The sequence below is a fragment of the Pelomonas sp. Root1237 genome, assembly GCF_001425055.1.
Lineage (GTDB): Bacteria > Pseudomonadota > Gammaproteobacteria > Burkholderiales > Burkholderiaceae_C > Pelomonas.
Genome location: NZ_LMDK01000018.1, coordinates 142,415 through 155,810, shown reverse-complemented (window position 1 = coordinate 155,810; position 13,396 = coordinate 142,415). Strand labels below are relative to the sequence as shown.

Below are 13,396 nucleotides of genomic sequence, written 5' to 3'. Positions count from 1 at the left end.
AACTGGTTTCAGGTCCGGCGCTCAGATGGCGAGCGCGGCGTCGGCACCGGCCAGCGCCCGCGGCCACAGCGCCAGGCCACCGCCCAGGCTCCAGGCCTGCTCATGCCCAAGCCGCCGTAGAGCCTGCGCGGCTTGCGCGCTGCGGTTGCCGCTGCGGCAGAAGAAGACGATGGGCGTCTCGGCCGGCAGGGTCAGCCAGCGTGCCAGCGCATTGGGCAGGCCCGACAGCGGCACGGCCTCGCGGCGCACGCCCGCGCCGAGCTCGGGCGCCTGGCCCAGGCGCTGCTCGTAGGGCTCGCGTACATCGACGAGCAGAAGCTGCGGGTGCTCGCGCAGCAGGTCATTCAGTTCGTCCAGGCTCATCTCGCTGGAAGCAAGCGGGCAAGCGCTGTCGACGCGCGCGCCGCAGGCCACGGTCTGGTATTCGGTCAGCGCCAGGCCCTGCTCCAGCTGGGCCTTGGCGGCCGCAAAGCCGGCGCCGTCGATGCGGCCACCCAGCACGTCGCCCAGCAGCGGCTGGGCGACGCACTCCACGGCCAGCGTGCTGGCGAAGCGGTCGTCGTAGTCGTGACCGGGCAGCAGCAGGGCGTGGGGGCCGACGGCCTTTTCCAGGCGGCCTAGCGAGCTGCCGTAGGCCAGCGGCGCGCTCTGTTCGAAGTCGCTGCGGCCCAGGGCGCCGGGCATGACGGTGTCGCCGACGAAGGCCAGGCGCAATCCGCCCGCGTCGTACAGCAGATAGGCCGTCGAGTCCTGGGTGTGGCCGGGAATCGGCATGCGGCTCAGCCGGGAGGTGCCCAGCGCGATGGCGTCGGCGCCGATTGGCCAGCCCAGGCCGTCGACATCACCGCGCGACTGGCCGGCGGCAGCGAGCAGCTCGGACGCGGACGAGGCGTGGTCGCCATGGCTGTGGGTGTCGAGCACGGCGGCGAGTTCATAACCCTGGCAGGTCAGCCACTGAGCCAGGCGTTCGGTCAGCTCGGGCAACGGGTCGACGACAACGGCACGGCGGCTGGCGGCATCGGCCAGCAGATAGCAGCAGGCGCCATCGACAACGAAGCGCGTCAGGCCATCGGCCGGCAGGGCCTGGCCGGGAGCGCTCGGGTCCAGGCAGCTCTCGCGCAGGGACTCGCCACAGATGCGGATGCGAGCGCAGGCCTCGTCGATGAAGGCGGCATCGGCCACCGGGCCGAAGGACAACCGCACGGCCGAGGCCGTCTGCCAGGCCGGCAGGCCCATGGCTTCGAGCACATAGCTGGGCTGCGCCTTGGCCGCGCTGCAGGCCGAGCCGCCGCTGACGCGCAGCTCGGCAGCGTCGAAAAGGTCCAGCAGCAGCTTGGAGCTGACACCCGGCACGGCGAAGTTCAGCGTCGTCGGCAGGCAGACCTCGGGCGGTGCATTGAACACGAGGCCGGGGAAGGCCTGCTGCAGCGCGCCAGCCAGGCGGTCGCGGAAGGCGACGAGGGTGGCGTGATCGCGAAAGGTCTTGCCGTCCTCCAGCGCCGCCAGCACGGCGCCCAGGGCGGCAATGCCGGACATGTTCTCGGTGCCCGAGCGCAGCGCGCCCTCCTGGCCGCCGCCGGCCAGCAGCGGCGTGAACGGTGCGCCTTCGCGCACATAGAGCAGGCCGATACCCTTGGGGGCGTAGAGCTTGTGGCCCGAGAACGGCGCGAAGTCGATGCGGCGCTCGGCCAGGCGCAGCGGCAGCTTGCCCAGGGCCTGCACGCCGTCCACCATCCACAGCGCCGCGCTGCCGGAAAGCGCCCGCTCGATGCCATCCAGATCGCTGATGACGCCGGTCTCGTTGTTGGCCGCCATCGTGCAGACGAGGCCGGCGCGCGGTGCGTGCTCGCGCAGCCAGGCGAGGTCATGGCGGCCGTCGCGGCCGACGGGAATGGCCAGCACCTGCAGGTTCAGGCCGAGCAGCGCATTCCAGTGCTTGATGGCCTCGGGCACCGCCTTGTGCTCGGTGGCGCCGTAGAGCAGCAGCTTGGGCCGGGTTGGCACGTCCCTCAAGGCGCTCAGCGCCGACAGCACGGCCGTCTGGATGCCCTCCGTCGCTCCGCTGAGGAAAAGCAGCTTGCCCGAACTCGCCCCGAGCACGCGGCGAGCACGGGCCCGAACGCCGTCCATCAGCGCCCTCGCCTTCAGCCCGGTGCTGTGGACGCTGCTGGGGTTGCCGAAGTCATCGGCCATCGCGGCCATGGCGGCTTCGCGGGCTTGCGGCAGGACGGGCGTGGTGGCGTTGGCGTCGAGATAGATTTCCATGGTGCTGGCCGCTGCGGCAGTGGGATGCGCTGGCGGTATTGTTGCCAGCTTCGGGCACAAACGGTTTGCGCAAGCCGGCTTTCAATCGCCCGGACCGGGCATGCAATGCTTTATATGATCGATTCCATGAAACTGGATTCCATAGACATCCGCATCCTCGACATCCTTCAACAGAACGCCGAGCTTCAGACGGCCGAGGTGGCGCAGCAGGTCGGCCTGTCAACGACGCCTTGCTGGCGGCGCATCCAGCGCCTGAAGGAATCGGGCGTCATCACACGCCAGGTGGCGCTGCTGGACGCGCAGAAAGTGAATGTCGGCGTCACCGTCTTCGTCTCGGTGCGCACCAGCACCCACAGCCAGGACTGGTTCGAGACCTTCAAGGCCACGGTGCAGGCCATCCCCGAGGTCGTCGAGTTCTATCGCATGAGCGGCGACGTGGACTATCTGCTGCGGGTGGTGGTGCCCGACATTGCCGCCTATGACAGGGTCTACAAGCGCCTCATCGCCGGCACTCAGCTGCGCGACGTCAGCTCCAGCTTCGCCATGGAGGAACTCAAGCTGACGACGGCATTGCCCTTGGGCTATGCCGGTTGACGCGTCATTTGCTACGGCGTGTTGCAAATTGCGGGCAGCCGCAGTACACCGTACAGGCATTGCGGCGTTAAGTTCACCGCATTCGACCTGAGCGAGCCTGTCATGAAGACCCTTGTCCGCGCCTCCGTTGTTCTGGCCCTGCTGGCCGCCCAAGGCCTGGCGAGCGCCGGCCCCCGCTACTACCACCATCACCATCATCACCGCGGCCCCGGCCTCGGTGGCTTGGTCCTCGGCCTGGCAGTGGCGGTGCCGCTGATCGCGATGGCGAATCAGGCTGAGCGCGAGGTGGTCTATGTGCCGCCGCCCCCGCCGCCGCAGCCGGTGTATGTGCAGCCCGTGCAACCGGTTTACACCCAGCCGTCGCGTGCCGTGCCGATCATCTATCCGCGCAACGGCCAGAGCGGCGTCCAACTGGAAGCCGACAGCCGCGAATGCAACCGCTGGGCGACGACTCAGCAGGCCGCGATGTCGGATGCCGGCGTGTTCCAGCGCGCCGTCGAAGCCTGCATGGACGGGCGCGGATACACGATGCGCTGAGGCGTGACCCGGCCGCTATGGCGGCGGCCCAAAACAAAAAGGACCTGGAGGCTTTCGCTTCCAGGTCCTTGCTTTATTTGGGGGCTGATGGAGATTGAACACTTCAATGTAAGCCGCGCCGGTGCTTGCTTCCCAGCGCGTGGACGTTGATCGTTCCCCGACTTGTTCCCCTACCACCCGACCGGCGGCCCCGCGCCGACCGATCGCGACCGGGTCGAAAACGGCGGCACGTCTGCCACCATGGCAGTTCAAGTTCACTTTGGGAGGGGCCAGGTATGGACGCAACGATCGCCACCATCATTGGAGCCACGATCGGCTTGGCAGGGACGACGCTCGGCAGTCTCATCGCAAACTTTCTGGGCGAGGACTACAAGCGATTTCGGGATGCGCAGGCCCTCGCTGGCGGCCTCGCTGGTGAGCTGGCCTCACATGCTGAAGGGGCGGCGATGATGCGCCCGCTGCTAGATACCCTCATCGCTCAGGTGGCAGCCGGCACTCCAATAGCGCCGACGCCGCAGGAGAAACCGGTCAGTCGGTTCTACGACGCCAACGTCTCGAAGATCGGGCTGCTGGGCGCTTCTGCGGCCGAGCAGGTGGTACGGACCTACGACCTCATCAATGCCTTCCGACTCGCGATGGGGCGCCTGTACGACGCCGACAAGACCGAGCAGTCAATGCAGCTAGGCCACCTACACGTGGCGCGGTGGGCTCTTGGCAAGGCCGCTGAGGGCGCCGGCCTGATCGACAGGCTCCATGCCTTTGCTGGGCGTGGATACCGGCCATTCCGCCGCTGGGACGCTTAGGTCGACTGCCACATCGTCGGAATCGGCCTGGACGACATCGGGGGACGTTGGAGGCTTGAAGGAGCCGTCTTCGTTGAACTGCGCCGCAATCAGGCGCTGAATGCCCTCCTCGATGCGGTCGGCGTAAAGCGTGTCGAGGCTCATGGCTTCACCGGCAGGCGCAGCGGCTGACCGCCAGCGACTGCCGCGTTTACATCGTCGACGCGAGATGCTCACAAATGCTCAGGTTTTCGAAAAGGTCGTTGAAGGGCGGGGGCCGGCGCTCGGTTGCACCCAGTTACCACGATGGTTACCACGACGGTCAGTGCCATGGTTAGCGCGCCAACGTCTTCCTCGAGCTGCTGCGCGAGCTGACCCCGACTCCCCCGTGCCCCGCCACAGGCAAGACGCAAGGGGCGTGGCCAGGTTGGTAGGTTGACCACATCACGCCCTCAAGTGCGGCGGGCCTGACATGACGACGGACATGCAATGGCTGAGCGTCGAGCAGCACAAGGTCAAGACCGCCCGCGAGGCGAAGAGCTGCCGCACACGCGACGGTAGGCGCTCGCAAAGGTAGACTGGCTTACGGAACCTAGCATGACAGTAGTTCAGCCCGCCACCATCAGCGACGAGGTTCAGGACGACCTCCTCCGAGCAACCTATGCGGCGACGCATTGGCTGTCTCCTGAAGACCAGTTTGTCATCGAACTGCAGGACAGGCTCAAACAGCTAGACAAGGTGGACGCAGCAACGGCCAGCGTGGTACGCGGTGGGCTGTTTTGTCTGCTGGGTGATACCGAACAGATGCACTACTGGTTCGACAACGGCGAAAGGCTGCACGCTGAACCTTGGTACGTGAATGGGTCGCGCGTCTTTTCCCTAGCGAACCTCGGGTATTTTTCGGACGCGGCTGCGCTGTACGCAAAGATCGCCGACGTGGATAACCCAAGGCTCAAACGCTTATGGTCTGCTGGGCTGTCAACGGCATCCTTCAAACAGATGGCTGGTGTGTTTCAGCGTGCAGCGGATCTAAAACTAGAGTTGGACCCTAATGCGCACCGAGTTGCGGTGGAAGCGGCGATAGTTTTAGAACGGCTTGGACTTGACCAATCGCGCGTCTTGGCAGCACTCGACACCTTCGGCCAAGTTCAACGAGAGAGTCGCCTCCTTTGGCTGAACCGACACCTCAGCGTCACCACCTCATTGGATGCTGAGGAGCCGGGCCTACTGATTGAGCTTCCTATCGCGACCGACGCAGATCAGGCTGTCGAGCTGACGGACCAAGCCGTTGAAAAGTGCATCGACGCAGGTCTTTTGATGCCTGGCCTCAGCGTTGCATTCGTTGCTTCGGAACCGCCATGCCAGTGACCATAGACGACTTGCTTGCCATTGGCGACACGCTTGCCGGCACTGACAACGAGTCATTTCGGCGAGCGGCAATTGGGCGCCACTACTACGCCCTCTTTCACCACTGCCGCGCATGGCACCAAGGGCTAAAGCATCCCGGTGAGGTGAGGCGAGCAAACATCGGCGCTCATCTCCAGTTGGTCGAGCAGCTTAGCTACCCCAGCGCCATCATTTCTACTGAACAGCAGCGACTGTCGAAGAAGCTTGGAAATAAGCTCGACACCGCTCGACAGCGACGAACCCGCGCGGACTACGAACTAGCCGCGCGAATATCAAAAGAGGACTTGGCCACCCACGCCAGCATGGTTAAGCGAGCAATTGTCGAGACTGCCACGGGAGCCGCCTCTTCAGCCACCGCTGCACCGCCTGCGCAAAGTGTTGCAGTTCCAGATCCGCCCAGCGCGCCAATGGGTCCGAGGCCAGGCATACGCCGAGTCAAGTAGGCGGATCCGGTTGCCAGCGCGTCAGTGGAGATGCTTTCTTTATTGCTCCAGCCGCGCTCCTCGCGGCAGGCGCTCTTGCGGACTGGGCATCAGCTACATCCTGCCTAGACGCGGAAAAGGCGTCCAGGCATCCCGCCTATTTCGATGCTGGAGGCGTACCAGTGCACTGATATTCGATGGTCACACGCCAAGCGTTACAGCTTGGCCCATGCGCTTGAAGTACTTTTGACTTCATCTAGCTGTGAGGTGAGCAACTCCCGTCTCGCTGATCCACGCGCCAGCCAGCTCACCTCCTTTGCCCCGAACGAGCGGCGGCTGTTGCTCCTGGGAAATGATGCCCGGCATCGCGCCCATCGACTGGGTGCCTAGTGGGTTCCTGATGGCTGACGGCACCGTGTCTGAGATGTGGACGGCCGGCTAGTTGCCCTTGTCCAAGTGCAGACGTGCTTGCCGGAAGACTTCTTGCCCATTGGCCCAAAGGGCTGCTCCGTCAGGGGAATCAAGAGCCACCACCAATGCAGCAGTAAGTTCCAGCGCTGAACAGTCCGCTAGCGGCGCTGCGGTTTTCAAACCTTCGGTCAAGCCACGCTGGACCGCGTAGTAGACGAGCATCCGCGCTTTTTCGTGGATAACCGAATCAGGCTTAAAGCCTTTACGCTGCCCCTTCTTGCAAACGCGCAGGTCATAGGAGGTGAACTCCGCGCACGCAAGAGGTCGCACCGCATATATGGCGCACCTCCCATCCTGCAGGAAGGCGCAAGGCTTCGGGACGCCAACACGCTGTTTGGGGGTGATGCCTCGTGTTGCCCTATCTAGCATCCGAAGGCGAACCTTGATGCCATCAGCCTCCGCTGTCGGCAAGTCTTGAAGAAAGGCAGCGATTTGAAGAGTCTCTGGGACGGAAACCGGGACCAACTGATAACAGCACCACGAGCAGCCCGCTTTACACGCGACTGGCGGACTTTCAGGATGCAAGTGCCGAGCAGTGGCTTCTTTAGCAAAGCCAGCCGCATTCTCAGCAACAGCAATGAGCTGGCGCTCGGTCACTGCACCAGCAAGACGGGCGACTACTTCCTCGGCTTCAGTCCGTTGGATTCGTCTTGAAAGCTCAGCCTCTGCTGGCGTATCAGCCGATATCGGAATCGTCATCTAGCGCACCTCCCTGGCGGGCCAGTGTCTCCCAACAATGCCACCTGGACCGGTCACCTGCAAGAATCGTCTTACGCAGGCGTTACATGGAGCGCAAAAAACAAAAAGGACCTGGAGGCTTTCGCTTCCAGGTCCTTGCTTTATTTGGGGTGGCTGATGGGACTCGAACCCACGACGACAGGAATCACAATCCTGGACTCTACCAACTGAGCTACAGCCACCGCAGAGCCAAAAAGTATAACCGATAAATCAGGGTGCGCTGGCCGCCGAGGCCGGTGCCTCGACCTTGATGGCGGCCTTGTATTGCGCCTTCAGCGCGGCCAGATAGGCGGCGCCTTCGGCACGCGCCCAGGCGCCGGCGTATTGCTGGGCTGCGCGCTTGTCGTCGATGACGGCGGCGTCGCGTGGCTGCAGCTGGTTGATGCGCACGACGACATAACCGCCGTCGTCGGCCGCCACGCCAACGGCGGCCGGCAGCTTGGCGGCATCGGCACCGAGCACGGCTTCGAGCTGGGTGCGCGTCAGGTTCTGCGGCTTGGCACGCGAAACGGAGACGGCAACTTCCAGGCCGGCGGTGTCCGCCGGGTTGGCCTTCATCGCGGCCAGGCGGGCTTCGCCGGCCTTCCTGGCCTGATCGGCGGCGAGCTTGTGCACGAGCTGCTCGCGCACCTTGTCCTTCACGTCGGCCAGCGGCGGCACGCGGGCCGGGTTGTGCTGGGTGACGTGAGCCGACACGAGCTGGCTGGGACCGGTCTCGACGGCTTCAGTGTTGCGCTTGTTGCGCAGTGCATCGTTGCCGAAGACGGCTTCCAGCAGCTTGGGCGAGGCGAGCGGGCCCGCTGCGCCAGGCTGCGGCAGGCGCTGCACGGTGGCGGTCTGGACCTGCAGCTTGAGCTTGTCGGCTGCGGGCTGCAGGCTGTCGGACTGCTCGTAGACGAGATTGCCGAACTGCTCGGCAGCCTCGGAGTAGCGGCGCTGGGCGAGCTGCTTGCGCACTTCGTTCTCGACTTCGGTGCGCACGGCCTCGAAGGGCTTCTTGTCGCCGCCGCGGGTACCGGTCAGCTGGATGATGTGATAACCGAAATCGGTCTCGACAAGGTTGCTGATCTCGCCCTGCTTCATCGCGTAGACCGCCGCATCGAACTCCTTGACCATGGCGCCGCGGCTGAAGAAGTCGAGGTCGCCGCCGTTGGCGCCCGAGCCTTCGTCCTGGGAATTCTTCTTGGCCAGCGCGGCGAACTCGCCGGGGTTCTTGCGCACTTGCGCCAGGATCTCCTCAGCCTTGGCCTTGGCCTTGGCGCGCTCTTCGGCTGGCGCATTGCGCTCCACCTTGATGAGGATGTGGCTGGCGCGGCGCTCCTCGGGCACACCATAGCGTGCTGCGTTTTCCTTGTAGTAGTTCTGCAGGTCGTCTTCGCTGAACTTGACGTCCTTCTTCAGCGCGTCCAGGTCGAGCACGACGTACTGGATCTGGGCCGATTCGGGCAGCTGGAACTTGGCGGCATTCGCCGGTTCCTTGTAGAAGGCCTCGACGTCGGCATCGCTCGGGTTGAGCTTGGCAGCGAAGTCCTTGACGTCAAAACGCTGCAGCTGCACCTCACGTTGCTGCAGCAGGGCGTCGAAGGCCAGCTTGGGGCTGGCGGCGCCGACGGCAGCCGAGGACTCGATGGGGGCCGTGACCTGACGGACGGCGTAGTCCTGACGCAGGCGCTCCATGAAGATGGAAGGCGTCATGCCCTGGGCCGCGAGCAGGGCCTTGTTGACCGTACCGTCGGGGTTGCGCAGAAAGGCGAACTGCGGGTCATTCCAGAAGCGGGCGTTGACGGACTCAGCGCTGGGCGTGAAGTGCTGGTGCTCCGCGGCGGCCTTGAGCGTGCGCTCGTTGACCAGGTTCTCGAGGGCCTGGCGTTTCACTTCCGGCGTATCCAGCAGTTTGGCATCGACGCCCGGGCTCTGGCGGCGGATGCGGTCGGCCTGCTCACGTTGGGCGACGTCCCATTCGGCCTGGGTGATCTTGCGGCCATCGACGCTTGCCACGCCGGTGTTGGCACCACCCATCATGCTGGTGTAGCCCTGCATGCCGACGAGGGCGAAGGACGGCAGGATCAGCAACAGCAGGACGAACTGGAACAGGCGGTTGTGCGTGCGGACGAATTCAAACATCTCGGGGAGCCTTGAGGATCAAACGCGACGAAGGCGAACCGAGGTTCGCCTTCGAGGGAGCCGCATTCTAAATGCGAGACGGCTGACGCCGCCCTGGGGTCGGGTGGTGGGCGCTGACGGGCTCGAACCGCCGACAATCTCCGTGTAAGGGAGGTGCTCTACCAACTGAGCTAAGCGCCCGGGGAAACCGGGATTGGCCGAAGGTTCAGTTCACGGCGTCCTTGAGCGCCTTGCCGGGTTTGAACTTGGGCACCTTGGCCGATTTGATCTTGATGGTATCGCCGGTGCGTGGGTTGCGGCCGGCGCGCGCAGCACGCTTGGTGATGCTGAAGGTGCCGAAGCCTACCAGCGAGACGGTGCCGTTCTTCTTCAGCGTCGTCTTGACGCCGCCGATCACGGCTTCGAGCGCACGGCCTGCAGCAGCCTTGGAGATGTCGGCCTGCTTGGCGATGTGCTCGATCAATTCGGACTTGTTCACTCGTGCCCCCTCATGACGATTCAGCGGACTGTTGAGCCCTGCACCGTGACCGGCCGCAAGACTGCGATGCAGATGTCGATCCCGCGCACTGCGCAGCCTGTGACAGGCCGACTACAAGCGGCCAAGGCGCGCGCGGGGAAGCGGATTCTAGACGCGCGTCCGGCGGTGGGCGGGGCGGGAAAAGTCCCGATACAACTCGGCGTCCGGCGTGAACCAGGACGGCGCCCTAGCGGGCCTTGGCACGGATTTCCGGCAAGGCCTTCTGCAGGTAATAGACCATGGACCAGATGGTCAGCACGACGGCTGCGTAGATCAGCCAGGTACCCCAGAGCCGCGTCGGAATGAGGCCGAAAAGCTGGCCGTCATAGAGCAGGAAGGGGATGGCCACCATCTGCACCGTCGTCTTCAGCTTGCCGACCATGTGCACGGCAACGCTGCGTGAAGCGCCGATCTGGGCCATCCATTCGCGCAGGGCCGAGATCGCGATCTCGCGGCCGACGATGACCAGGGCGACGAAGGCGTTGACCCGGCCGAGCTCCAGCAGGATCAGCAGCGCCGAGCAGACCAGGAATTTGTCGGCCACCGGATCGAGGAAAGCGCCGAAGGAGGATGTCTGGTTGAGCTTGCGTGCCAGATAGCCGTCCAGCCAGTCGGTCAACGCGACCACGACGAACAGGACCGTCGCGAACAGATTCTTGTGCGCCGGCTGCATTTCCAGATAGAACACGCCGACGATCAGCGGGATCGCCACGATGCGGGCCCAGGTCAACAGAGTCGGCAGCGTCAGGAACATGCCAGCATTGTGCCCATGTCGACGCCCGCCCCCGGGGCACCGCCGGCGCAACTGTGGCGGCCAGCCCTCAGTTCAGGCTGAGCGGCTTGAAGCGCCGGTCCTCTTCGAAAAGGAAGGTCTCGGTGAACTTCCAGGGCTCAGGCATGCGGCGCACGTCGCCAAAGGGCGCAGCGCGATGGATGGCGTCGATGGCCAGCTGCAGGGTTTCCGGTGCAAACCTGGGCTTGCGGACGACGTTGACGCGACGCACGCTGCCGTCGGCCTTGACCTCGATCTCCAGCACCACGACGCTCAGTACATGCGAGGGCGCCTTGGTCATGAAGCTGCCTTCCGGGTTGGCCATGACGAGGCGCTCCGCGGCCTGGCGACGCAACTCGTCGTGGGTGCGCACCGGCTTGGGCGGCGGCAAGCCGGCGGGCTTGGGGGCCGCCACAACGGTTGGCGACGGCTGCGGCGCGGGCTCTAGAACCACGGCGCGTGGCACGCCGTCAGTGGGCACCACAGGCGCCGGTGCACGTGGCGTTGCCGCGCAGCCGGCCAGCAGCGGACCGATCAGCCAGCGTGCGGCGCGTTTCAAGGGGGCGATGGTGGGCACGGCGTTCTCCTCATGGCTCGCATTGTTCTGCTTCGTCCCCTGCTCGAGGTGCGACGAATTTCTCACCGCGACTGCGGCGCTGGTAGCGCAATGCAACGCAGCGTAAGCGTTCTACACCTCAGTGCAGCGCGCGGTAGATTTCTTCGGCCAACTCGCGCGTTCTGCACTTCAGTGCAGCGCGCGGTAGATCTCCTCGGCAAGTTCGCGCGACACGCCCTTCACGCTGCACAGCTCGTCCACGCTCGCGCCCGCCACGCCGCGCACGCCGCCAAAGCGCTGCAGCAACTGAGCACGCTTCTTCGGGCCGACCCCCGGCACGTCCTCCAGCCGTGAGCCGCCGGTGCGGGTCGCGGCGCGCTTGGCGCGCATGCCCGTGATGGCAAAGCGGTGCGCCTCATCGCGGATCTGCGCGATCAGCATCAGCGCCGCCGAGTCGCGGCCGAGGTAGATCTTCGCGCGCCCGTCGGCAAAAACAAGTTCCTCCAGCCCGACCTTGCGGCCCTCGCCTTTTTCGACGCCGGCAATGAGACCGAGGTCCAGCCCCAGCTCCTCGAAAACCTCGCGCGCCATCGACACCTGGCCGCGGCCACCGTCGACGAGCACGAGATCGGGCAGGCGGCCGGTGCCCAGCTGGGCGGCTTCGGCCATCTTGCTGTAGCGGCGCGTCAGCACCTGGCGCATGGCCGCGTAGTCATCGCCGCCCGTGATGCCCTCGATGTTGTAGCGCCGGTACTGGCTGCTCTGCATCTGATGGTTCTCGAACACGACGCAGCTCGCCATCGTCGCCTCGCCTGCCGTGTGGCTGATGTCGAAGCATTCGACACGGAACTTGTCAATCTCGGCAACCGACAGATCCAGCGCGTCGACCAGGGCCCGCGTGCGCGCATGCTGGGAGCCTTCCTCCGCCAGCAGCCGTGCCAGTGCCAGCTCCGCGCCCTTGACGCACATCTCCAGCCAGATGCGCCGCTGCCCGCGCGGCTGGGCCTGCACAGTCACGCGGCTGCCAGTCTGGATGCCGAGGGCTTCGGCCAGCCCCGCATCCACCATCTCGCTGACGACGATCAACCCGGGAGCCGGCGAGGCCAGGTAGTGCTGGGCCATGAAGGCCTCGAGCACTTGCCGCTCAGGCGACAGCATTTCTTCATCGTTGAGCTGAACGGCAGTCGCGTCATCGACATGCTTGGGGAAGAAGGCGCGGTCACCCAGATGCCGTCCACCGCGCACCATGGCGAGATTCACGCAAGCCTTGCCGCCCTGCACCTTGACGGCCAGCACGTCGACATCACGGTCGCGGCCCGTGGCGCTGCTTTCCTCGATGACCTGCTGCTGCAGCACCTTGGACAGCGCCTGGATCTGGTTGCGCACCTCGGCCGCCAGCTCGTACTCGAAGCGCTCGGCATAGGCGCCCATCTGCTCCTGCAGCGCTGCCATCACCTCGTTGGTCTCGCCGCGCAGGAAGCGCTCGGCGCTATCCACATCACGCGCGTACTCGGGCGTCTGCCCGGCCGGCACGCAAGGGCCCGAGCAGCGCTTGATCTGGTGCAGCAGGCAAGGCCGGCTGCGGTTGTTGAAGACGCTGTCCTCGCAAGTGCGCAGCTTGAAGACCTTCTGCATCAGCTGGATGGACTCCTTCACCGCCCAGGCGCTCGGGAAGGGGCCAAAGTATTTGTGCCGCTTGTCCACCGCACCGCGGTAGTAGGCCATGCGCGGCCAGGCGTGCGAGGTGATCTTCAGATAGGGGTAGCTCTTGTCATCCCGGAACACGATGTTGAAGCGCGGGTTCAACGTCTTGATCAGGTTGTTCTCGAGCAGCAGCGCCTCGGCCTCGGTGCGCACCACCGTGGTTTCCAGGCGCGCAACGCGGGCCACCATCAGGCCGATGCGGGTGCCGCCATGGTTCTTCTGGAAATAGCTGCTGACGCGACGCTTCAGGTCTTTCGCCTTGCCGACGTAGAGCACCTCGCCCTTGGCATCGAAATAGCGGTAGACGCCCGGCAGGGCCGGCAGCGCATTGACTTCGGTCAGCAGCCTTTCGCGGCCCTCGCGCGCGGCGGCCTCCACCTCGGCGGTGCGCTGCTTTTCGGCGGTTGCGATGGCGGCCCGCTCGGCCACCTGCTCAGACTGCTGCGGATCACCGGCATCGGTGTTGGAAGGGGTCGTACTCGACATGGCTGGAATTGTGGCCTGGGA

The 13,396-nt window shown here is 65.1% G+C and carries 11 protein-coding genes and 2 tRNA genes; 4 read left to right on the top strand and 9 right to left on the bottom strand.

The features are described from left to right. Positions 1-21: 21 nt before the first annotated feature. Positions 22-2,265 carry an aminotransferase class V-fold PLP-dependent enzyme gene (locus ASC91_RS21455; protein ID WP_056201696.1) on the bottom strand — a complete coding sequence of 748 codons (2,244 nt, stop codon included), beginning with the start codon at positions 2,263-2,265 and terminating at the stop codon, positions 22-24. Positions 2,266-2,397: 132 nt separating this feature from the next. On the opposite strand from ASC91_RS21455, the gene ASC91_RS21450 reads away from it, so the two are divergent. The 4 genes from ASC91_RS21450 (at position 2,398) to ASC91_RS21435 (ending at position 5,546) form a co-directional block, all read left to right on the top strand. Next, complete coding sequence (locus tag ASC91_RS21450; RefSeq protein ID WP_056202466.1) at positions 2,398-2,859, top strand: Lrp/AsnC family transcriptional regulator; 462 nt, start codon at positions 2,398-2,400, stop codon at positions 2,857-2,859. A gap of 102 nt (positions 2,860-2,961) precedes the next feature. Further along, positions 2,962-3,396, top strand: coding sequence for a hypothetical protein (locus ASC91_RS21445; RefSeq protein WP_056201693.1), 435 nt, complete (start codon positions 2,962-2,964; stop codon positions 3,394-3,396). A 275-nt stretch (positions 3,397-3,671) separates the two neighbouring features. Next, positions 3,672-4,199 (top strand): hypothetical protein, encoded by a 528-nt coding sequence (locus ASC91_RS21440; protein ID WP_056201690.1) that lies wholly within the window; start codon positions 3,672-3,674, stop codon positions 4,197-4,199. A 576-nt stretch (positions 4,200-4,775) separates the two neighbouring features. After that, positions 4,776-5,546, top strand: coding sequence for a hypothetical protein (locus ASC91_RS21435; RefSeq protein WP_056201687.1), 771 nt, complete (start codon positions 4,776-4,778; stop codon positions 5,544-5,546). Between the two features lie 899 nt (positions 5,547-6,445). Here the strand turns inward: ASC91_RS21435 and ASC91_RS29020 are convergent. From ASC91_RS29020 to uvrC, 8 genes are all read right to left on the bottom strand, one after another. Continuing rightward, on the bottom strand, positions 6,446-7,177 hold the full coding sequence (locus ASC91_RS29020) for a YkgJ family cysteine cluster protein (protein WP_082532894.1): 732 nt from the start codon (positions 7,175-7,177) through the stop codon (positions 6,446-6,448). Between the two features lie 145 nt (positions 7,178-7,322). Then, positions 7,323-7,398, bottom strand: a tRNA-His gene (locus ASC91_RS21430). Between the two features lie 28 nt (positions 7,399-7,426). After that, a complete protein-coding gene (locus tag ASC91_RS21425; protein WP_056201682.1) occupies positions 7,427-9,340 on the bottom strand; it encodes a peptidylprolyl isomerase in 1,914 nt (637 codons plus the stop codon). Between the two features lie 104 nt (positions 9,341-9,444). Continuing rightward, a tRNA-Val gene (locus tag ASC91_RS21420) sits at positions 9,445-9,520 on the bottom strand. Positions 9,521-9,545: 25 nt separating this feature from the next. Continuing rightward, positions 9,546-9,818, bottom strand: coding sequence for an HU family DNA-binding protein (locus tag ASC91_RS21415; protein ID WP_056201680.1), 273 nt, complete (start codon positions 9,816-9,818; stop codon positions 9,546-9,548). 226 nt (positions 9,819-10,044) lie between these two features. Further along, positions 10,045-10,611 carry a CDP-diacylglycerol--glycerol-3-phosphate 3-phosphatidyltransferase gene (gene pgsA / locus ASC91_RS21410; protein WP_056201673.1) on the bottom strand — a complete coding sequence of 189 codons (567 nt, stop codon included), beginning with the start codon at positions 10,609-10,611 and terminating at the stop codon, positions 10,045-10,047. A 67-nt stretch (positions 10,612-10,678) separates the two neighbouring features. After that, entirely contained in the window at positions 10,679-11,206 is a 528-nt protein-coding gene (locus tag ASC91_RS21405; RefSeq protein WP_157281927.1) for a hypothetical protein, read from the bottom strand. 168 nt (positions 11,207-11,374) lie between these two features. Continuing rightward, positions 11,375-13,375 carry an excinuclease ABC subunit UvrC gene (gene uvrC / locus ASC91_RS21400; protein ID WP_082532893.1) on the bottom strand — a complete coding sequence of 667 codons (2,001 nt, stop codon included), beginning with the start codon at positions 13,373-13,375 and terminating at the stop codon, positions 11,375-11,377. Positions 13,376-13,396: the final 21 nt, after the last annotated feature.